The organism is Reyranella sp. (assembly GCF_050185545.1).
Taxonomy (GTDB): Bacteria; Pseudomonadota; Alphaproteobacteria; order Reyranellales; family Reyranellaceae; genus Reyranella.
In genome coordinates this window covers 27,004-45,024 of record NZ_JBFWZI010000002.1, presented here as the reverse complement: position 1 = coordinate 45,024, position 18,021 = coordinate 27,004, and the positions used below count along the sequence as shown (strand labels likewise).

The 18,021-nt window shown below is 66.9% G+C and carries 24 protein-coding genes; 18 read left to right on the top strand and 6 right to left on the bottom strand.

The features are described 5' to 3' along the window. Window positions 1–9: 9 nt before the first annotated feature. On the bottom strand, window positions 10–396 hold the full coding sequence (locus AB7O82_RS00860) for a nuclear transport factor 2 family protein (RefSeq protein ID WP_428541219.1): 387 nt from the start codon (window positions 394–396) through the stop codon (window positions 10–12). Between the two features lie 131 nt (window positions 397–527). Here AB7O82_RS00860 and AB7O82_RS00855 point away from each other — a divergent pair, with 131 nt between their 5' ends. The 9 genes from AB7O82_RS00855 (at window position 528) to AB7O82_RS00815 (ending at window position 5,779) form a co-directional block, all read left to right on the top strand. Next, entirely contained in the window at window positions 528–1,007 is a 480-nt protein-coding gene (locus tag AB7O82_RS00855) for an Lrp/AsnC family transcriptional regulator (RefSeq protein ID WP_428541222.1), read from the top strand. Further along, window positions 1,004–1,243 carry a hypothetical protein gene (locus tag AB7O82_RS00850; RefSeq protein WP_428618417.1) on the top strand — a complete coding sequence of 80 codons (240 nt, stop codon included), beginning with the start codon at window positions 1,004–1,006 and terminating at the stop codon, window positions 1,241–1,243. The genes AB7O82_RS00855 and AB7O82_RS00850 overlap by 4 nt, the downstream gene beginning before the upstream one ends. Further along, window positions 1,231–1,557 carry a DsrE family protein gene (locus tag AB7O82_RS00845; RefSeq protein WP_428618414.1) on the top strand — a complete coding sequence of 109 codons (327 nt, stop codon included), beginning with the start codon at window positions 1,231–1,233 and terminating at the stop codon, window positions 1,555–1,557. The genes AB7O82_RS00850 and AB7O82_RS00845 overlap by 13 nt, the downstream gene beginning before the upstream one ends. Window positions 1,558–1,649: 92 nt before the next feature. Beyond that, entirely contained in the window at window positions 1,650–2,390 is a 741-nt protein-coding gene (locus tag AB7O82_RS00840; protein WP_428541231.1) for a DUF72 domain-containing protein, read from the top strand. Window positions 2,391–2,646: 256 nt separating this feature from the next. Beyond that, window positions 2,647–3,087 carry an ArsR/SmtB family transcription factor gene (locus tag AB7O82_RS00835; RefSeq protein WP_428541234.1) on the top strand — a complete coding sequence of 147 codons (441 nt, stop codon included), beginning with the start codon at window positions 2,647–2,649 and terminating at the stop codon, window positions 3,085–3,087. Next, window positions 2,976–3,428, top strand: coding sequence for an SRPBCC family protein (locus tag AB7O82_RS00830; protein ID WP_428541237.1), 453 nt, complete (start codon window positions 2,976–2,978; stop codon window positions 3,426–3,428). The genes AB7O82_RS00835 and AB7O82_RS00830 overlap by 112 nt, the downstream gene beginning before the upstream one ends. Continuing rightward, window positions 3,425–4,282, top strand: a complete 858-nt coding sequence (locus AB7O82_RS00825) for a transglutaminase domain-containing protein (protein WP_428541240.1) — start codon at window positions 3,425–3,427, stop codon at window positions 4,280–4,282. Before AB7O82_RS00830 ends, AB7O82_RS00825 begins: the two co-directional genes overlap by 4 nt. Window positions 4,283–4,364: 82 nt before the next feature. Beyond that, complete coding sequence (locus tag AB7O82_RS00820) at window positions 4,365–4,811, top strand: VOC family protein (protein WP_428541243.1); 447 nt, start codon at window positions 4,365–4,367, stop codon at window positions 4,809–4,811. After that, window positions 4,808–5,779 (top strand): dienelactone hydrolase family protein, encoded by a 972-nt coding sequence (locus AB7O82_RS00815; protein WP_428541246.1) that lies wholly within the window; start codon window positions 4,808–4,810, stop codon window positions 5,777–5,779. The genes AB7O82_RS00820 and AB7O82_RS00815 overlap by 4 nt, the downstream gene beginning before the upstream one ends. Here AB7O82_RS00815 and AB7O82_RS00810 read toward each other — a convergent pair whose 3' ends face one another. Next, window positions 5,780–6,244 (bottom strand): gamma-glutamylcyclotransferase family protein, encoded by a 465-nt coding sequence (locus AB7O82_RS00810; RefSeq protein WP_428541249.1) that lies wholly within the window; start codon window positions 6,242–6,244, stop codon window positions 5,780–5,782. It lies immediately after the preceding gene. After that, window positions 6,241–7,545, bottom strand: a complete 1,305-nt coding sequence (locus tag AB7O82_RS00805) for an adenylate/guanylate cyclase domain-containing protein (protein ID WP_428618412.1) — start codon at window positions 7,543–7,545, stop codon at window positions 6,241–6,243. The genes AB7O82_RS00810 and AB7O82_RS00805 overlap by 4 nt, the downstream gene beginning before the upstream one ends. A 60-nt stretch (window positions 7,546–7,605) precedes the next feature. Here AB7O82_RS00805 and AB7O82_RS00800 point away from each other — a divergent pair, with 60 nt between their 5' ends. Continuing rightward, window positions 7,606–8,667 carry an alpha/beta hydrolase gene (locus tag AB7O82_RS00800; RefSeq protein WP_428543831.1) on the top strand — a complete coding sequence of 354 codons (1,062 nt, stop codon included), beginning with the start codon at window positions 7,606–7,608 and terminating at the stop codon, window positions 8,665–8,667. Between the two features lie 2 nt (window positions 8,668–8,669). Continuing rightward, a complete protein-coding gene (locus AB7O82_RS00795; RefSeq protein WP_428618410.1) occupies window positions 8,670–9,299 on the top strand; it encodes a TetR/AcrR family transcriptional regulator in 630 nt (209 codons plus the stop codon). An 88-nt stretch (window positions 9,300–9,387) separates the two neighbouring features. Here the strand turns inward: AB7O82_RS00795 and AB7O82_RS00790 are convergent, their stop codons facing one another. Beyond that, complete coding sequence (locus AB7O82_RS00790; protein WP_428618408.1) at window positions 9,388–10,260, bottom strand: fumarylacetoacetate hydrolase family protein; 873 nt, start codon at window positions 10,258–10,260, stop codon at window positions 9,388–9,390. A gap of 90 nt (window positions 10,261–10,350) precedes the next feature. On the opposite strand from AB7O82_RS00790, the gene AB7O82_RS00785 reads away from it, so the two are divergent. After that, window positions 10,351–11,010, top strand: a complete 660-nt coding sequence (locus AB7O82_RS00785) for a family 16 glycoside hydrolase (protein ID WP_428543837.1) — start codon at window positions 10,351–10,353, stop codon at window positions 11,008–11,010. A gap of 123 nt (window positions 11,011–11,133) precedes the next feature. On the opposite strand, the gene AB7O82_RS00780 is transcribed toward AB7O82_RS00785, so the two are convergent. Then, a complete protein-coding gene (locus tag AB7O82_RS00780) occupies window positions 11,134–11,937 on the bottom strand; it encodes an HAD-IIB family hydrolase (RefSeq protein WP_428618406.1) in 804 nt (267 codons plus the stop codon). Between the two features lie 83 nt (window positions 11,938–12,020). Here AB7O82_RS00780 and purB point away from each other — a divergent pair, with 83 nt between their 5' ends. Continuing rightward, a complete protein-coding gene (gene purB / locus AB7O82_RS00775; RefSeq protein WP_428543841.1) occupies window positions 12,021–13,349 on the top strand; it encodes an adenylosuccinate lyase in 1,329 nt (442 codons plus the stop codon). Between the two features lie 170 nt (window positions 13,350–13,519). Here the strand turns inward: purB and AB7O82_RS00770 are convergent, their stop codons facing one another. Beyond that, on the bottom strand, window positions 13,520–13,846 hold the full coding sequence (locus AB7O82_RS00770) for a DUF1476 domain-containing protein (protein WP_428543843.1): 327 nt from the start codon (window positions 13,844–13,846) through the stop codon (window positions 13,520–13,522). 107 nt (window positions 13,847–13,953) lie between these two features. On the opposite strand from AB7O82_RS00770, the gene AB7O82_RS00765 reads away from it, so the two are divergent. The 5 genes from AB7O82_RS00765 to AB7O82_RS00745 all read left to right on the top strand — a co-directional run bounded on the left by AB7O82_RS00765 (window position 13,954) and on the right by AB7O82_RS00745 (window position 17,974). Then, entirely contained in the window at window positions 13,954–14,802 is an 849-nt protein-coding gene (locus AB7O82_RS00765; protein ID WP_428543845.1) for an FAS1-like dehydratase domain-containing protein, read from the top strand. A 41-nt stretch (window positions 14,803–14,843) separates the two neighbouring features. Continuing rightward, on the top strand, window positions 14,844–15,332 hold the full coding sequence (locus tag AB7O82_RS00760; protein WP_428543847.1) for a carbonic anhydrase: 489 nt from the start codon (window positions 14,844–14,846) through the stop codon (window positions 15,330–15,332). A gap of 64 nt (window positions 15,333–15,396) precedes the next feature. Next, window positions 15,397–16,446 carry a glycosyltransferase family 2 protein gene (locus AB7O82_RS00755; RefSeq protein WP_428543849.1) on the top strand — a complete coding sequence of 350 codons (1,050 nt, stop codon included), beginning with the start codon at window positions 15,397–15,399 and terminating at the stop codon, window positions 16,444–16,446. A 4-nt stretch (window positions 16,447–16,450) separates the two neighbouring features. Then, window positions 16,451–17,155 (top strand): class I SAM-dependent methyltransferase, encoded by a 705-nt coding sequence (locus AB7O82_RS00750; RefSeq protein WP_428618403.1) that lies wholly within the window; start codon window positions 16,451–16,453, stop codon window positions 17,153–17,155. Window positions 17,156–17,185: 30 nt separating this feature from the next. Further along, complete coding sequence (locus tag AB7O82_RS00745; RefSeq protein WP_428543853.1) at window positions 17,186–17,974, top strand: enoyl-CoA hydratase/isomerase family protein; 789 nt, start codon at window positions 17,186–17,188, stop codon at window positions 17,972–17,974. Window positions 17,975–18,021: the final 47 nt, after the last annotated feature.

The following is an 18,021-nucleotide window of genomic DNA, read 5'->3' as shown; positions in this document are numbered from 1 at the left end:
CGGGCGCGGCTACGGCGCGAAGCGCCTCTCGATGTGAAAGGACTTGGCGGTGATGCGCCATGCGCCGTCGACCAGGTGGAAGCAGAGATAGTCGACGTACAGGAGCGTATCGATCCGCACCCTGACCTTGACCAGGGCCTGCACCGGTGCGGCAAAGTCGATCGAGAGGATCTCCTGCTGGCGCGGCGCCGCCTTGGATTTCGGCGATGGGGTCGAGGCGAGTGCCTTGCGATACTCGGCTACGGGCAGCACGCGAAGTACACCATCGCGCAGGCCGTGCAGCTGCGCCGTCGGCGCGAACACCCGATCGAGGCGGCCCACATCGTTGTCGAACATTGTCTCGAAGTACTGGTCGACGACGTCGACGAGGCGTTGGCAGGTGGCTGTCTCGGTCATCGTCGTACTCCCGCGGGATGAAAGGCGGGCGACCATGCCATTCGAGACAGAAGCATGTCCTTGCGATCTGTGCCATCCGGATGGCAACTGACGCAATAATCCGCTAGTTCCGCGCCGAGGATATACAGAACATGCCAGGAATCGACCTCGATGCCGTCGACCGCCGCATCATTGCCGCGCTGCAGGACGATGCCCGACTCAGCAATGTCGAGCTCGCCGACCGGATCGGCTTGTCCCCCTCGCCGTGCCTGCGCCGGGTCAGGCAGCTCGAGCACGGGGGATATATCGAGGGTTACCGGGCGGTGTTGCGACGCGACCGCATCGGCCTCGGCTTCTCGGTGTTCATCGGCGTGAAGATCGACGGCCATGCCAACGAGCGCGCGCTCAAGTTCGAGCACGCGGTCGCCGCCATGCCGGAAGTGATCGCCTGCCATCTCGTGTCGGGCGAGTCCGACTACTTCCTGGAAGTCGTCGTCCCCGATCTGCACCATTACCAGCGCTTCCTGGTCGACAAGCTGTTGAACCTGCCGATCGTTCGCGAGATCCGCAGCAACATCGCCATCCAGACCGTCAAGGCCGGCGCGCCGCTGCCGCTCGGCCACCTGCGATGAAGCGGCCGAGCCAGTTCACCGGTGAGATCAGAGGGAGCCCGAGCATGCGCTTTGCTCGATTGACTGGAATCGTCTGCACCCTGCTGCTCGGCGCCGCGTCGGCGCGCCCGGTCCATGCGGCGGACGTCCCCGAGATCCGTATCGACGTTCCGGTGGTCCTGAGCGAGGCCCGGATCGTCTTCAATTCGATCATCCCGTATTCGAAGGCGACGAGCCGACCGGCTTGCAGTTCCTGAGGATCATGGTCCCGCGCTTCAGGGAGAACCGGACGAAGGCCGACATCATTGCGATCTTTCACGGCAACGCGGGCTATATGCTGCTCGACGACGCCAAGTACAGCAAGGTGCGCAACTGGCGGGGCGGCAACCCCTACAAGGCGCAGATCGCCCAGTTGATCCAGCAAGGCGTCCAGATCGAGGAATGCGCCGAGACGATGCGCCTGAGGGGGTGGAGCAACGCCGACCTGCTGCCCGACGTCAAGGTGAATGCGGGTGCCAACTTCCGGATCGTCCAGCTGGTGCAGGCCGGCTTCGTCCAGATACAACCCTGACGATGCTGTTGGATTCTCGCGTTCTGCGGCTAACTGTCTGGCCCGGGTATGGGACGCGTGCTAACCCGAGCGCCCCGGACAAGGAGCAGGTCATGAGCGGCAAGATCTATGTCGGCGTCGGCGGCTGGACCTTCGAGCCGTGGCGCGGGGTGTTCTATCCCGAGGGCCTCGCCCACAAGCGCGAACTCGAGTACGCCAGCCGCAAGCTCACCTCCATCGAGATCAACGGCACCTACTATTCGAGCTTCAAGCCCGCGAGCTGGGCGAAGTGGCGTGACGAGACACCCGATGGCTTCGTCTTCGCCATGAAGGCGTCGCGCTTCTGCACCAACCGCCGCGTGCTGGCCGAAGCGGGCGAGTCGGTGCAGCGATACGTGAGCCAGGGCCTGGTGGAACTGCGCGACCGGCTGGGCCCGATCAACTGGCAATTCATGGCCAGCAAGAAGTTCGATCCCGAGGATATCGACGCCTTCCTCAAGCTGCTGCCGCGCCAGGCCGGCAAGCTGCCCCTGCGCCACGCGCTGGAAGTGCGCCATCCGAGCTTCGACGATCCGCGCTTCTACGAGCTCGCGCGCAAGCACAATGTCGCCATCATCCACGCCGAGGGCGACGCCGATTTCCCCGTCATCGACGAGCCGACGGCCGACTTCACCTACGCCCGCCTGATGGGCTCGCAGGACACGCCAAAGGCCGGCTTCAAGCCCGCCGAGCTCGACGCCTACGCCAGGCAGGCCAGGAAATGGGCCAAGCACGGCGACGTGTTTCTCTACTTCATCTCCGGCGCCAAGGTGCGCAATCCCGCTGCGGCACAGGCGCTGATCGAGCGGCTGTGAGGGCATTTCCCGTCCCTCCCCGGTTCCGTCATCCCGACCGGAGCCGAGCATAGCGAGGCGTAGTGGGGGGACCCCTCTTCTTGCCGCATCAGTAGGAAAGGTCCCTCGACTGGTGCGCCGCCAATGGCGCTGTAATCAGCGCCCAATCGGGCGGCTCCGCTCGGTATGACGGTGTTTTTCCACATGCGTATGCCCTGCCTGTCGACGCGCGGCAGCCTCTTGACTTCTCTGACGCTGCTTCCTAATTGTTAACTCTATGGTTAACTATCAGGCCACCGCGCTCGATCGCACCTTCGCCGCGCTCTCCGATCCGACGCGGCGGGCACTGCTTGCCCGCCTCGACGAGGAGGACGGGCTCACCGTCAGCGAGCTGGCGCGGCCGTTCCCGGTATCGCTGCCGGCGATCATGAAGCACCTCGACGTGCTGAGCGACGCCGGCCTGATCGCCCGCTCGAAGACGGGTCGCACCGTGACCTGCCGGCTCGCGGCCGCCCCGATGGAGCAAGCGATGAACTGGCTCGCCCATTACCAGCGCTACTGGACCGAGCAACTCGACCGATTGGCCGCATTCCTGGAGGACGAGTCATGCAATCCAACCCCAGCCTCACCCTCGCCAAGCCCAGCCTCACCCTCGAACGCCACTTCAAGGCATCGCCGGCGCAGCTCTACAAGGCCTGGACGCAGCCGGAAAAAATGATCCGCTGGTGGGGCGTCACCGGGTCCGGCAGGACGCCTATCGCGGAGACCGATCTGCGGGTCGGCGGCCGCTTCCGAGTCCAGTTCTGGTCGCCGGAGGGCGAGCATCACAGCGTGAGCGGCGTCTATCGCGAGGTCGTGCCGGAGCGCAAGCTGGTGTTCTCGTGGGCCTGGCAAAGCACGCCCGAGCGCGAATCGCAGGTCACGGTCGCCCTGGCGCCCGATCGCGACGGCACGCTCCTGACCCTGAAGCACGAGCAGTTCTTCAACGAGACGGCGCGCGACGATCACCGCCGCGGCTGGACGGCCGCTCTCGACAATCTCGAGAAAGCCCTGGCATGAATCTCGACCCGTTCCGGACGCCGATCGACATGACCGATCCCGGCCGGCACGCGAGATTGCTCGACACCCTGCCGGGCGATGCCGGCCAGCTGGCCGAGATCGTCCAGGGCGTGCTGCTCCATCAGCACGTCGCACCGGCCTATGGCGTGACGCTGACGCCGGCGCAGCAGCTCGAGCCGCACATTCGCGGCGTCGAACCGATGCTCGAGCGGATCGCGGCGCATGACGCCCGGCCGTTGACGTCCGCCCGTCCGGTGGCCGAGCGCCTGGTCGGCAACTGCCGGCATTTCAGCCTGCTGCACGTGGCGATGCTGCGCCGCCACGGCGTGCCGGCGCGCGCTCGCTGCGGCTTCGCCGCCTACTTCGAGAAGGGCAGGTTCGTCGATCACTGGGTGACTGAGCACTGGAACGAAGCCGAACAGCGCTGGCAACAGTTCGACGCGCAGCTCGACGCCCGCCAGCGCGCGCTGTTCAAGATCTCCTTCGATCCGCGCGACACGCCGCGCGACCAGTTCCTGGTCGCGGGCGAGGCCTGGCAGCTCTGCCGCGCCGGCAAGGCCGATCCGCAAGCCTTCGGCATCCTCGACATGCACGGGCTGTGGTTCATCGCCGGCAACGTGATCCGCGACCTGGCGGCTCTCAACAATCACGAGATGCTGCCGTGGGACGTCTGGGGGGCGATGCGGCAAACCGATGCCGAGCTCGACCTCGACTTCATCGATCGCATGGCGGTGCTGACCTGCCAGCCGGACCGCGATCCTGCCGCACTGCAGCGCGCCTACCAGGACGCGCGCATCGCCGTGCCCGATACCGTGTTCAACGCCGTGCTCGGGCGTCCCGACCGCATCCACTAAGGAAAAAACCGACAATTCCTGCTGTCACGGCTGATCGGGAGTGCTGTAATCTGACGGCAATGGCAACGGTCGGAGGTGACAGATGCCCGCTCTCTCGCTCGATCATTACAACATCTACTGCAAGGACCTCGAGGCGACGGTGCGCTTCTACGAGCGCTACGTCGGCCTGCGGAACGGCGATCGGCCGCCGTTCAAGTTCCCCGGTGCCTGGCTCTATGCCGGCGACAAGGCGATCCTCCATCTCCTGTCGGAGACCGGCCGGGACGCACACGGCAGCGGCGCGATCGACCACATCGCCATCAACTGCTCCGACATCCGCGGCACCATCGACCAGATAAAGAAGGACGGCGTGCCGTTCGAGGCCAAGAAGGTGCCGGCGCGGCCGCTCCAGCAGGTCTTCGTACATGACCCCGACGGCGTCATGATCGAGCTCAACTTCTGGCACGAAGCCGACGTGCCAGAGCTCAGCGATAACATGGATCCGGTGTCGCGCAGCGCGCTGGCCGACAAGGCGAAAGTTCCGGCGTGATACGTCGCGGCGCTTTGGCCGCGCTCGCCCTCCTCGCGACGGCGGGCGCGGCCGAAGCGCAGCAGCGGCAGACGATCGACTTCGAGGGCCGGCAGAAAGGCCAGCCGGTCCGGGTGCCGGCGGAAATCTACTGGCCCGCCGCCCAGGGACCGGCAAGCGAGGGCATTGTGCCGGCGATGGTGATCCATCACGGCAGCGGCGGCATCAGCGACCAGCGTGAATTGCGCTACGCCCGCGAGCTGGCGGCGATGGGCGTCGCCGCGGTTGTGATCGATTCCTTTCGCCCCCGCGGCGTCACCTCGACCGTCGAGGACCAGTCGGCGGTGAGCGGGCCCGACTTCAATCGCGACGCGCTGGCGGTGCTGATAGCGCTCGGCGCCAACAGCCGCATCAACCGCAATCGCGTCGGCATCATGGGCTTCTCCAAGGGCGGCACCTCGGCGCTGATGGCCGCTCATCTCAACCTGCTCGCAGCGACAGGTTTACCTCCGGGCCTGCGGTATGCGCTGCACGTGCCGTTCTACCCGTCGTGCGCGACGCAATACTACCGGCCGCGCACCACGGGCCAGCCGATCTACATGCTGCTGGGCGGCGCCGACACCTATGTCGGCGTCGAGCCGTGCACCACCTATGCCGAGGCGCTGCGCGCCAACGGGGCGCGCATCGAGGTCAAGGTCTATCCCGGTGCTGGCCACGGCTTCGACGGCGGGCGTGCCTACGCGAACCGACGCGGCGAAAACTACTCCCAATGCGTGTTCCAGCAGCAGTCCGACGGCTCGTTCGTCGAGCGCAAGAGCGGCGTTGCGACCCATACGGCCGACGGCAAGCCGGTCCAGGGTGCCATGGCCAAGGCGCTCGCGGCCTGTCGCACGCTGGGCGTCAGCGGCGGCCTGCAGGAAGCCGCCGCCACGCAGTCGCTGGTCGATATGAAATCCTACGTGCGCCGCGGCTTGCTGGGCGGCGGCTGATCAGTCGACAGTCGGAGTTGCCGCCAACCATCTGACATAGTCCGCGGGCAACATGTCCCTGCCGGCCAGCAGATGCGCCAGATAGGCCCGGGTCGGTCGCAAATCCGCACCGGTCAACAGGGCTACGTAGGTGATCGCCTCGACCGGCTCGCCATTGTCGAGGCGGGCGACCGAAACGGTGCGCCGTTCGTAGTGACCGCCGGCCACCCCCTCGCAGCGATCGAGCACCGCGAAACCGGCCGCGGAAAGCTGGTTCAGAGTGCCAAAGACCGAGGCATTCTCGGCCACGACGATATTGCCGGCGCCCGAGCCGGCCGGGCTGCGGGCACGCTTGTTGAAAGCGAGCCGCCAGCCGTCGAGCCGGCCAGCGACCCGTTCTCCGGCGGGAACGCCTTCCGGCACCAGCCGCTCGTCGAACAGCCGCGCCGCGCTCATGTTCGAACCGTAGGCGAAGTACCAGCTCATGCCACCCGCCAGACCCGGACCGGCTCGCCATAGCCGCGGATCGACAGCGGCCCGAGGTCGGTCGCGCCGTCGGCGCCGGCGGTGTCGGCGTGCACTGAGCCCGAGATCAGGAGCTGTGACCCGGTCTCCTTGGTGAGCTGCTCGAGGCGGGCAGCGAGATTCACCGTGTCGCCGATCACGGTGTACTCCTTGCGTTGCGGCGAGCCCACGGTGCCGGTCACGGCATCGCCGATGTGAATGCCGATGCCGACGCGCAGCGGCTGGCGAGGGCGCACCGCGTTCCAGGCGTCGACCGCCTTCAGCATGCTGCGCGCCGCCGCCAGGGCGTTGGCGGCGGCCCGCGGATCCTCGAGCGGCGCGCCGAACAGGGCGAGAAAGCCGTCGCCCAGGAACTTGTTGATGATGCCGTGATGACGGTCGACGATCTCGATCATGTCGGCGAAGAAATCGTTCAGCAGCGCCACCGTTTCGTCGGCCGGCCGCACCCGCGTCATGGCGGTGAAGCCCCTGATGTCGAGGAACAGGACGCAGACGCGGCGCATCTCGCTCGGCGGGTCGGCCTGCTGGGCCAGCAGCCGCTCGACCACGGCCGGCGAGACGTGCTGGCCGAACAGATTGGTGACGCGATCGTGCGCCGCCGACGCCGCCACCGAGGCCTCGAACTGCCGGCGCAGGCTGCCGGCCACGATGCCGGCGATCACGCCCGCCCCGAGCAGCACGACGCTGCGGCTCAGGTGATAGACCAGCGAGTGCTCGGGCATCTCGGAGAACAATTGGATTGGCATGAGGTAGGCGGCCAGCGCGAACTGCTGGATCGCCGCCACCGCCCCGGTCCACACCGACAACCAGAAATCGAGCCGCAGCGTCGACAGCACGATGAACACGAAATAGAGCATGGGCGGCCAGAAGCCCAGCACGGTGGCCGGTTCCATATGGAGGCTGAGCTCGTAGATGACGACGCTCGGCAGGCTGGTCTCGATCAGGGCATTGGCAAAGCGGGCGATGCGGGGAAAATCGAGGTCGCGGGCCATCCGCCAGCGCAGCGCCGTCAAGGCGATCCATTCGTAGGCGACGAACGGCCCGATGCCGGCGAGCGGCGTCCATGGCTCGACGGTCTTGCGGAACAGGCGCTCGGCGAATCCGGGCACGAGATTGAGCGCACCCAGGGTCGCGGCGAGCAGCACCGTCAGCACGATGGCAAGGACCTGCATGCGCTGGACCTCGCTGCGCAGGATCTCGCGGCGCAGCGCGGTGGCAAAATTGTCGGACGTCCCCTCCGCCATCGCGGCCAACCTAGCCATCCGGCATCGGCTTCACAACGGCGAGTGGTCGGCGACCGGTCGGGATGCTAGGAACGGCTGATGGCGATGAAGGAGATTGCGCGCGACGTGGTGGGCAGGGCCGCGAACCTGGCGCTGCGCATGCCGATCTCCTGGGTAAACATCCTGGCCGGCCCGCCGATCGTGGTCGACGGCCGCACGCTCGACGGCCGCACCCAATGGTTCCTGCAGCTGCTGGCCCGCAGCGGCCGGCCGGCGATGCACCAATTGACCGTGCGCGAGGCGCGGGCCGAGCTCGATGCCGTGCTGCCCCTGCTCGGCGGCCGGCCGGCGCCGGTCGGCGAGATCGTCGACCGCACGATCGCGGGGCCGGCCGACCGGATGCGGATCAGGCTTTACCGGCCGGCAGGCACAGTCGCCCGCCTGCTGCCCGCCATCCTCTATTTCCATGGCGGCGGCTGGGTGCTCGGCAGCCTCGAGGCGTACGACCTGGTCTGCCGCTACCTCTGCGCCCGCAGCGGCTGCGCCGTGGTCGCCGTCGACTATCGCCTGGCGCCCGAGCACAAGTTCCCGGCCGCCGTGGATGACGCCGTCGCAGCCTTCCGCTGGCTCGCGGCCGAGGCGACCACGATCGGCATCGACCCGGCGCGCGTCGTGGTCGCAGGCGATTCGGCCGGCGCGACGCTGGCGACGGTGATTTCCCGGCTGCTGCGCGAGGACCCCCGGCCGCCCTGCCTGCAGTGGCTCATCTATCCGGCCACCGACCTTTCCGGAAGCACACCGTCCTATGCCAGCTGCGGCGAGGGCTTCCTGCTGACGCGCGCCGACATTGAATGGGTGCGCGGCCATTACCTCAACGGTCCCGGCGAAGTCGACGATCCGCGTGCCTCGCCCTTGAAGGCCCCGGACCTCGAGGGCCTGCCGCCCGCCCTGGTCTACACGGCGGGATTCGATCCGCTGCGCGACGAGGGCCAAGCCTATGCCGCGCGCCTGTCGGCGGCCGGGGTAAAGACAATCCATCGCGAGTTCGACTCGCTGATCCACGGCTTTGCAGGCATGCGCGGGGTGCTGCAGGCGGCCGCCCGGGCGATGGACGACATGGTGGCGGGCCTGCGCCACGAACTGGCACAATTGGGCCGTTGAGCATGGGCGAGGACACGAGCATAGCGGCGGAGCCGCGCGGCGGCAGGCGCGAGCAGAACAAGGCGGAGAACCGCACCGCGCTTCTCAAAGCGGCGCGTGCGGTGTTCGCCGAGATGGGCTTTGGAGCGGCGAGCGTGCGCGACATCGTCCGCCGCACCGATCTGGCCTCGGGCACGTTCTACAACTACTTCAAGGACAAGGACGAGATTTTCGAGGCCGTGGTCGGCGAACTGACCGGCGAGCTGCTGCGGCGCCACCATGCCGGCCGCGCCCGCGCCGCCACGACCGAGGAGTTCTTCCGCCGCCATTATGCCGTGTATTTCGATTTCATCGTCGAGGATGCCGAGCTGCTGGCGCTGGCCCGCAAGAACTTCACCGCCATCCGCACCCTGCTCGACAAGCCCGATGTGCGGGCACTGGCCCAGGCGCTCAACGACGACATCCGCGCCGCCATGGCCAATGGCCTGCTGCCCAGGGTCGACGTGTCCTACCTGGCCGCGGCGATGGGCGGCATCGCCTTCGAGATCTCCGTGATCATGGTCGCGCGCGACCCCGTGGACCCCGCCGCCGCCGTCGAGTTCGCCACCCGCCTCATGATGGGCGGGCTCGAGGGTCTGCCACGCAAGGCGTGACCGTCAGGTTTCTTTGGACCGCGGGCGTCTCGCCCGCTCATCTCATGAGCGGGCGAGACGCCCGCGGTCCGGAAGACAATGAGGCCCGTCAGGCCCCTTGCACGATCGGATTGCGCAGGATTCCTATCTTCTCGATCTCGACCTCGCAGACGTCGCCCGGCTTCAGCCAAGGCTGCGGTTTGCGCGCCATGGCGACTCCCGACGGCGTGCCGGTGATGATGATGTCGCCCGGATCGAGCGTCATGACCTTGCTGAGCTCGTGCACCAGGGTCGGCACGTCGAAGATCAGGTCGTCGGTGTTGCTGTCCTGCATGACCTCGCCGTTGACGCGCGTCATGATGCGCAGCGGCGCCGCCCCCGGCGGCAGCTCGTCCGAGGTGACGATGTCGGGACCGAAGCCGCCGGTGCCGTCGAAATTCTTGCCCAGGGTGAACTGGCCGCCCGACTTCGCCTGCCAGTCGCGCACCGAGCCGTCGTTGAAGCAGGCGTAGCCAGCGATCACGCCGAGCGCCTTCTCCTTGGGGACGTTGCGGCACTTCTTGCCGATCACGATGGTGAGCTCGGCCTCCCAGTCGAGCTGGTCGGAGGCGCTGGGCCGCGGCATCTTGCCGTTGTGCGCCACCAGCGTGTTGTCGAAGCGGCAGAACACCACCGGGTAGGGCGGGATCGGGTTTTTCGTCTCCTCGGCGTGCTTGCGATAGTTAAGACCGATGCACAGGATCTTGCCCGGGTTGGGGATCGGCGGCAGGTACTTGGCCGACTTCTCCGACACCAGGGCGGCCGGCTTGGGCTTGGCGCAGGCCTTGGCGACCTCGGCCTGGACCTTCTTGCCGCCGGCCAGAATCTCGACGACGGTCTTGGGACCGCGCGGCATCTGCTTCGACAAGTCGATGATCTTGCCATTGCCCGGCTTGACCCCGACCACCGGCTTGCCGCCGCTCATGATTGTGCACAGACGCATTCTTGGTCCCCCCAAGTTTGGAAAATCAGCCGGTGCATAAACTCCCTCTTGCCGCACATGCGGTCAAGCACAGCGCGTTCGAGGCGCGCCTTGTCACGATCACGGCGCTACACTGGCGCCATGCGTGTCCTGGTTCTTCTGCTCAGCCTCGCTCTCGCCACACCGGCCTTCGCCCAGTTGGTCGTGCCACTCGCCACGGCCGACGGCCGGGTCGCCTGTGTCCAGGGCAAGACCGGCATCGGCCGGACCTCCGAATGGCGCGCCGTGGCCGACCCTGACGGTCCGAATGGCTGGGCCTTGGCCGAAACCGCCGGCGACCCGACCGATTCGCGCTTCCCCCTGTGCGTCGCCGAGCGGGCGGTCGGGCGCGATCTCGACGCCACCCTGCGCTTCAAGCCGATCTCGGGCACCCGTGCCCAAGTGGCCGGCCTCATGTTCCGAGCCCAGAGCGCCAACGACTACTACTTCGTCCAGGCCAATGCGCTCGACAAGACGGTCCGCCTCTACAGGATGGAGAAGGGCAAGCGCAGCCAGCTCGCTCGCAAGGACGCCCCGATCGAGACCGGCAAATGGCATTCGCTGCGGGTCGTCGCGGCGAACGACCGCTTCGAGGTGGCGCTCGATGGCACGCCAATGTTCGATGTAACCGACCGCAGCCTGCCGCAGTCCGGCGCCGTGGGGGTCATCACCCAGGCCGACAGCGTCACCCATTTCGGCTCCCTGCTGCTCAGCCCGCCGCAGCCTCGATAGACGGGCGCGTCACGCCGGGCAGTACCGCGCCGCAGTATCGACGGCGATCGACTGCAGAAGGTGTTGCGTAGCAGAGCAAGCCGTCCATGTCGAAGACGACGGCCATCACGGGCCGCGGCAGCGTCATGGCGAGCAGCGCGCCGCGAGCAGCGCCTCGGCAAGCTCGACGAACCCTGCCCCCGAGCGGCGGGCCGTGACCCATCGCGGCAGGTGATCCATGCCGTCGGCGAAGTCGCGCACGTTGGCGACGCCGACAGAATTGGGGAAGTAGCCGAACATGGGCGCATCGTTGGGCGAGTCGCCGGAAAAGACCCAGCGTGCGCGCTCGGCCTCGAGATCGATGCCGAACAGTTCCCGCATCATCACGCGGCTGGTGGCGAGCTTGTCGTACTCGCCAAACCAGCCATTGACGTGGATCGAGCTCGCCTTGGCGTGCGCGCCGTGTCGCGCGAAGATCTCCAGGATGCGCTTCACCTCGGCGTGGCTGAGCGGCGGGACGTCCTCGCAGAAATCGACGGCGAGATCGGCTACGCGATAGGGTTGATCCGATGCAATGCCGGCACCCGGCACCTCGCGCAGCACCTCGGCCCGCACGGTCTCGAGCCGGCGCCGCCCCTCGGAACGCTCGTCCTCGCTCTGCACGAAGCGTGTCCTGAGCTTGCCGGCCACCCGGTCCTGCCACATCCAGAAGGCGCCGTTCTCGCCCACCACGGCATCGACCGGCCAGAAGCGGGCGATATGGTCGCACCAGCCGGCCGGCCGGCCGGTCACCGGGATGACACGCAATCCGGCGGCATGCAGCGCCGCCATCGCCTGATAGGCGTCGGCAGTCAGCCGGCCATGGGTCGAGACGGTTTCATCGATGTCGGTCAGCACGCCGGCGACATTGGCGAGGACCTCGCGCGGGCACTCGGACAAGGGTGTCATCGGCAAACGGCAGGGCAACAGGGAGACATGGTGCGCGGTTTCTAGCATGGCGTCCCCGCACCATCGGGACTAAAAGGCCAATCATGATTCCCCGCTATTCCCGGCCGCAGATGGCGGCAATCTGGGCACCCGAGAACCGCTTCCGCATCTGGTTCGAGATCGAGGCGCACGCCTGCGAGGCCATGGCAGGACTGGGCATCATCCCCAAGGCGGCGGCCGAGGCGATCTGGAGGGGCGGCAAGGCGGCCATGGCGGCCCTCGCGGCCGACCCGGCGGGCCAGGTCGCCAGGATCGATGCCATCGAGCGCGTGACCAAGCACGATGTCATCGCCTTTACGACCTGGCTCGGCGAGTTCATCGGCCCCGAATCGCGCTTCGTGCACCAGGGCTTGACCTCGTCCGACGTGCTCGACACCACCTTCGCCGTCCAGCTGAGCCAGGCGGCCGACCTCCTGATCGCCGATGTCGACCTGCTGATGGCGGCGCTCGCCAAGCGGGCCCATGAGCACAAGAACACGCCGACCATCGGCCGCAGCCACGGCATCCACGCCGAACCCACGACCTTCGGTGTCAAGCTCGCCGGCCACTACGCCGCCTTTGCGCGCAATCGCGGCCGCCTGGTGGCGGGGCGCGCCGAGATCGCGACCTGCGCCATCTCGGGCGCCGTCGGCACCTTCGCCAATATCGACCCGCGCATCGAGGCCCACGTCGCCGGAAAGCTCGGGCTCGCAATCGAAGCGGTATCGACCCAGGTGATCCCGCGCGACCGCCACGCCATGTTCTTCGCCACGCTCGCCGTGGTCGCGGCATCGATCGAGAATCTCGCCACCGAGATACGCCACCTGCAGCGCACCGAGCTGCGCGAGGCGGAGGAGTTCTTCTCCGAGGGCCAGAAGGGCAGCTCGGCGATGCCGCACAAGCGCAACCCGGTGCTGACCGAGAACCTGACCGGCCTCGCCCGCGTAGTGCGCAGCGCCGTGGTGCCAGCGCTCGAGGACGTCACGCTGTGGCACGAGCGCGATATCTCACACTCCTCCGTAGAGCGCTACATCGCGCCCGACGCGACGGTCACGCTCGACTTCGCCCTGGGCCGTGCGACCTCGGTCGTCGAGCAGTTGCTGGTCTATCCGGAGCGTATGCAGGGCAATCTTGACGCCCTGGGCGGGCTGGTGTTCTCGCAGCGCGTGCTGCTCGCGCTCACCCAGAAGGGCATGAGCCGCGAGGATGCCTACGCCGCCGTCCAGCGCAATGCCATGGAAGCCTGGCGCGGCAACGCCTCGTTCCTGGCGCTCTGTCGCGCCGACAGGGAGATCGGCCAGTTCCTGTCCGACGACGAACTCACGGCGCTATTCGACATGCGCTACCACACCAAGCACGTCGATACGATCTTCAAGCGCGTCTTCGCCCCATAAACCTCACCCCGAGGAGCCGCCCGCAGGGCCGCGTCTCGAAGGGTGGGCAAAACCACGGGTGGGCTCAGCGATCTCGTCTGCAGCCCATCCTTCGAGACGGCCGCTACGCGGCCTCCTCAGGATGAGGATATTGTTGGGCATTCCGACAAGTTGGCACCGATGGCCGCGACCTACTTCTGCTCCGCCATCACCTGCTTCTTGGCTTCTTCCAGGAGCCGCTCGCCCTGCTTGCGGATGGAATGGTCCTCCATCGGCTTGCCGGCGGCGGCGAGATCCCTCATCAGCTTGTGGATGACGTCGGAATCGCCCGGCTTCTCGAAATCGGCCATGACGACGTCCTTGGCATAGGCCTCGGCGTCGGCGCCGGCCTTGCCAATCAGGCCGGCGGCCCACAGGCCGAGCAGCTTGTTCTTGCGGGCATTGACCTTGAACTGAAGTTCCTGGTCGTGCTGGAACTTCTTCTCGAAGGATTTCTCGCGATCGTCGAACGTCGTCATTGCCGCTCCGCTGGGCTGGATGAGTGGCTATATAGCGGTGCGAACCCGGTCTTTCCACCCCACTGCGGCGATGGCAGATTCAGCAGCAAACCCGGTGAGGAGACGATATGTCGTTGGAAAAGCTGCGTGAATGGGTCGGCCGTACGCGTGCCGTCGAGGATCTCGTCACCCCCTTCCCGGTACGCGCCCTGTCCGCCACCCTCGACGAGCCGGATCCCGATCCCGTCGCCGGGGACGCGCTGCCGCCGCTCTGGCATTGGCTGTTCTTTCTCGAGGCGGCCCGGCTCTCCAAGGTCGGTTCCGACGGTCACGCCGAGCGCGGCGACTTCCTGCCCCCGGTGCCGCTGCCGCGCCGCATGTGGGCGGGCAGCCGCTTCGCCTTCACCGGCGAGCCGCTGCGCGTCGGTGATACGGTCCACCGCACATCACGCATCAAGTCGGTCGAGCCCAAGATCGGCTCGACCGGCGCGATGGTCTTCGTCACGGTCGAGCACACGGTCGCCGGCCCACGCGGCGGCGCCTTCATCGAGGACCACGACATCGTCTATCGCGAGGCGCCCAAGCCCGGCGAACGCCAGCGCGACCCCAGGCCGGCGCCGGCCGACGCCACCTGGTCCAGGAAGATCGTGGCCGATCCGGTGCTGCTGTTCCGCTTCTCCGCGCTCACCTTCAACGGCCATCGCATCCACTACGATCAGCCGTATGTGACGTCCGTCGAAGGCTACCCTGGGTTGATCGTTCACGGCCCGTTGATGGGCCTGCTGCAAATGGAACTGGCGCGTCGCTCGAACCCCGGTAAAATTCCCCGGGGGTTTGAGTTCCGCGCGCTCGCACCTGTCTATGCTGGGCCCTCTTTCTCGGTCCAGGCGAGACACGAGTCCGATGGCTCGGTGACGACCTGGATCGCCGACAACAATGGCGGCTTGGCTCAACAGGGAAAGGCTACGTTCCAATGACTCGACACGTCCACCACGCGGCCTGCGGATGCATGCCTGCCATGACGCGCCGCGGCGCCCTGGGCCTCGGCTTCGGTGCCGCCATGGCGGCGGCGTTTCCCGCCCTGGCACAATACAAGCCCACCGAGGCGATGCTGATGAACTGCATCGATCCCAGGGTCACGACGACGTCCCTCGCCTACATGGTGAGCCGTGGCTTCATGGACAAATACAGCCAGTTCGTCATCGCCGGGGGGCCAGTCGGGGCCATCGCTCCCGCGTTCAGTCATTGGCACACGGCCTTCTGGGAAAACCTCGCCATCACCATCCAGCTGCACAAGATCCGGCGCGTCGTCGGCCTCACCCATCGCGACTGCGGCGCGGTCTTCGTCGCCTATGGCGAGGCGCTGCGGACCGACAAGGCCCTGGAAACCGCCAAGCAGTCGGAGGTGCTGAAAACCTTCAAGGCGGAAATCAACAAGCGGCATCCCGATCTCGCGGTCGACATCGGCATCATGTCTCTCGATGGCGTCGTGGAAGTGGTGAGCTGACCGCCAGGACTCTCGTGCATCAGGGAGCGAAGGAGTATAGAGCCGTCTGACGGAACCCTCCTTCGTGCCCGAATCGGTCATTCCTCCCCCGCGAATCCAGAACGGCGCCCAAGGCAGCACGCTCGGGCGGCAGCTCGCCATCCAGCGCGAGCGCCGGCCGGCCGACCCGCTGCTGTCGCTGGTCGTCCCGGTCTACAACGAGGAGGAATCGATCGACATCTTTCTCGAGGCGGTTACCGGGCTCATGGAGCGCGACGGATTCCGCTTCGAGATCGTCTTCGTCAACGACGGCTCGCGCGACGACACGCTAATCCGTCTGCTCGACCACAGTGCGGCCGACCGACGGCTCAGGATCGTCAACCTGTCGCGCAACTTCGGCAAGGAAGCGGCCCTCACCGCCGGCATCGACCACGCCCGGGGTGACGTCATCGTACCGATGGATATCGACCTGCAGGATCCACCGGAATTGATCGAGCCCTTCATGACCCGCTGGCGCGAAGGCTACGACATCGTCTACGGCGTGCGTACCCAGCGGACCTCCGACACGACGGCCAAGCGCCTGTCGGCCAGCTGGTTCTACCGGGTATTCAACACGATGTCGCCGGTGCGCATCCCCGAAAATGTCGGCGACTTCCGGCTGGTCGACCGGCGCGCCGTCGAAGTGCTGCGCCAGCTGCCCGAACGCAACCGCTTCATGAAAGGCCTGTTCGCCTGGGTCGGCTTCAACGCCGTCGGCGTGCCTTACGAGCGGCCGCAGCGTGTCGCCGGCTCGACCAAGTTCAATTTCTGGCGCCTGTGGAACTTCGCGCTCGACGGCGTGGTGAGCTTCTCGACGGCGCCATTGCGCGCCTGGTTCTACGTGGGCGTCGTGATCGCCAGCATTGCCGTGCTCTACGCCCTGTTCATTGTCACCCGGGTCTTGATCTTCGGCATCGACACCCCGGGTTACGCCTCACTGCTGATCGCCGTGCTGCTGATGGGCGCCATCCAGCTGCTCTCGCTCGGCATCATCGGCGAATATCTCGGCCGCCTGTTCCTCGAGGTGAAGAGCCGGCCGATCTATGTCGTCGAGGGCGTCTACGCGGACGGCACATCGCAGCCGACAAAACCCTGAGCGCATGGATCTCAAGGAAGAGGACATCCTGGGCGCCGACATCGGCCGGCACTGGTACTATCGCGCCAAGTCGGCCGCTTTGCGCCGCGCGGTTGCGTCGCTGCGGCCGCGGCATGTCCTCGACGTCGGCGCGGGCTCGGGATTCTTCTCGCGCCATCTGCTGGAAAGGACCGACGCAACGGCGGCGCTGTGCGTCGACACCGGCTACCCCTCCGACCGCGATGACAGCAGCAACGGCAAACCGGTGCGCTTCCGTCGGACGATCGGCGCTGTCGATTGCAACCTGGTGCTGATGATGGACGTGCTGGAGCACGTCGACAACGACTGTGGCCTGGTCCGGCGCTATGCCGACAAGGTGCCGCCGGGCGCCCACTTCCTGGTAACCGTTCCTGCCTTCCGCTTCCTGTGGAGTGGCCACGACGTTTTCCTCGAGCACAAGCGGCGCTATCGGCTGGACGAGATCGAGGCCGTCCTGCGCGCCGCCGGTCTCGAGATCGTGCGCGGCTCCTACTATTTCGGCTTCGTCTTCCCGCTGGCCGCCGCCATCCGGCTGGCCTCGCGCAACTCGAGCGAACCACGGACGAACCTGCAGCGGCATGGCGCCCTCGCCAACGGCGTGCTGACCGCCGCCTGCATGGCCGAACTGCCGCTCTTCCCGATCAACCGTCTGGCCGGCCTGTCCGCCTTCGTGCTGGCCAGAAAGCCCTAGCCGGTCCTAACCTCCATCCAGGAGGACGCCATGCCACTTCTCTACCGAAAGCAGGGCCATACGGGGATCTTGACGCTGAGCCGCCCGGAGGCCCGCAACTGCTGGGGGCAGGACTACGCCGACGGCCTGCTGCGCCATCTCGACGAGGCAGCCGACGACGACGAGGTGCGCTCCGTCATCCTGACCGGCGACGAAGCCGGCGGCGCCTTCTCCGCCGGCGCCAACCTGCGCGATCCCAACACCCACAATACGCGGTCGGCCGAGGCCTTCATCAAGCGGATGGGCCGGGCGCGCAATTTTCCTTCGAACCTGGTCAGTGACTTCCCAAAGCCGGTGATCGGCGCGGTCAACGGCTATGCCATCGGCATCGGCTGCATCATCACCTTCTGTTGCGATCTGATCGTGGCCTCGGAGCGGGCCGAATGGCGACTGCCCCAGGTCGCTCTCGGCGTCCTGCCGAACTATGGCGGGGCGACGCGGCTTGCCCGGATCGTCGGCAAGGGGCTGGCCATGCGGGTGGCTCTCGGCTTCCCGATCAAGGCCGACGAGGCCTATCGCATCGGCCTCGCCCAGTGGCTGGTGCCGCACGCCCAGCTGATGGACCAGGCGATGGCTGTCGCCGACCACATTGCCGGCCTGCCGCCGCTTGCCGCGCGCATGGTCAAGGAGTCGATGAATCGCGGGCTCGATATCCCCAACATCGCCGATTCGTCACTGGTCGATTCCTACCGCTTCATGGTGCTGGAAATGAGCGAGGACAAGGCCGAGGCGCACGAGGCCTGGCGCCAGCGCCGCAAGCCCAGCTTCCGCGGGCGGTAGCTCTTCTCCTCCTCAGCGTCTTCGCTGGGGAGGTGTCGCCGTCGCAC

What these genes read in the sequence shown, in the direction of transcription:
- AB7O82_RS00750 (WP_428618403.1), top strand. Translation starts at nt 16,451, where the DNA reads ATGGATCTCAAGGAAGAGGACATCCTGGGCGCCGACATCGGCCGGCAC.
- AB7O82_RS00835 (WP_428541234.1), top strand. Translation starts at nt 2,647, where the DNA reads ATGGTTAACTATCAGGCCACCGCGCTCGATCGCACCTTCGCCGCGCTC.
- purB (WP_428543841.1), top strand. Translation starts at nt 12,021, where the DNA reads ATGATTCCCCGCTATTCCCGGCCGCAGATGGCGGCAATCTGGGCACCC.
- AB7O82_RS00805 (WP_428618412.1), bottom strand. Translation starts at nt 7,545, where the DNA reads ATGGCTAGGTTGGCCGCGATGGCGGAGGGGACGTCCGACAATTTTGCC.
- AB7O82_RS00830 (WP_428541237.1), top strand. Translation starts at nt 2,976, where the DNA reads ATGCAATCCAACCCCAGCCTCACCCTCGCCAAGCCCAGCCTCACCCTC.
- AB7O82_RS00790 (WP_428618408.1), bottom strand. Translation starts at nt 10,260, where the DNA reads ATGCGTCTGTGCACAATCATGAGCGGCGGCAAGCCGGTGGTCGGGGTC.
- AB7O82_RS00800 (WP_428543831.1), top strand. Translation starts at nt 7,606, where the DNA reads ATGGCGATGAAGGAGATTGCGCGCGACGTGGTGGGCAGGGCCGCGAAC.
- AB7O82_RS00850 (WP_428618417.1), top strand. Translation starts at nt 1,004, where the DNA reads ATGAAGCGGCCGAGCCAGTTCACCGGTGAGATCAGAGGGAGCCCGAGC.
- AB7O82_RS00810 (WP_428541249.1), bottom strand. Translation starts at nt 6,244, where the DNA reads ATGAGCTGGTACTTCGCCTACGGTTCGAACATGAGCGCGGCGCGGCTG.
- AB7O82_RS00795 (WP_428618410.1), top strand. Translation starts at nt 8,670, where the DNA reads ATGGGCGAGGACACGAGCATAGCGGCGGAGCCGCGCGGCGGCAGGCGC.
- AB7O82_RS00780 (WP_428618406.1), bottom strand. Translation starts at nt 11,937, where the DNA reads ATGACACCCTTGTCCGAGTGCCCGCGCGAGGTCCTCGCCAATGTCGCC.
- AB7O82_RS00765 (WP_428543845.1), top strand. Translation starts at nt 13,954, where the DNA reads ATGTCGTTGGAAAAGCTGCGTGAATGGGTCGGCCGTACGCGTGCCGTC.
- AB7O82_RS00855 (WP_428541222.1), top strand. Translation starts at nt 528, where the DNA reads ATGCCAGGAATCGACCTCGATGCCGTCGACCGCCGCATCATTGCCGCG.
- AB7O82_RS00840 (WP_428541231.1), top strand. Translation starts at nt 1,650, where the DNA reads ATGAGCGGCAAGATCTATGTCGGCGTCGGCGGCTGGACCTTCGAGCCG.
- AB7O82_RS00860 (WP_428541219.1), bottom strand. Translation starts at nt 396, where the DNA reads ATGACCGAGACAGCCACCTGCCAACGCCTCGTCGACGTCGTCGACCAG.
- AB7O82_RS00820 (WP_428541243.1), top strand. Translation starts at nt 4,365, where the DNA reads ATGCCCGCTCTCTCGCTCGATCATTACAACATCTACTGCAAGGACCTC.
- AB7O82_RS00825 (WP_428541240.1), top strand. Translation starts at nt 3,425, where the DNA reads ATGAATCTCGACCCGTTCCGGACGCCGATCGACATGACCGATCCCGGC.
- AB7O82_RS00760 (WP_428543847.1), top strand. Translation starts at nt 14,844, where the DNA reads ATGACGCGCCGCGGCGCCCTGGGCCTCGGCTTCGGTGCCGCCATGGCG.
- AB7O82_RS00745 (WP_428543853.1), top strand. Translation starts at nt 17,186, where the DNA reads ATGCCACTTCTCTACCGAAAGCAGGGCCATACGGGGATCTTGACGCTG.
- AB7O82_RS00770 (WP_428543843.1), bottom strand. Translation starts at nt 13,846, where the DNA reads ATGACGACGTTCGACGATCGCGAGAAATCCTTCGAGAAGAAGTTCCAG.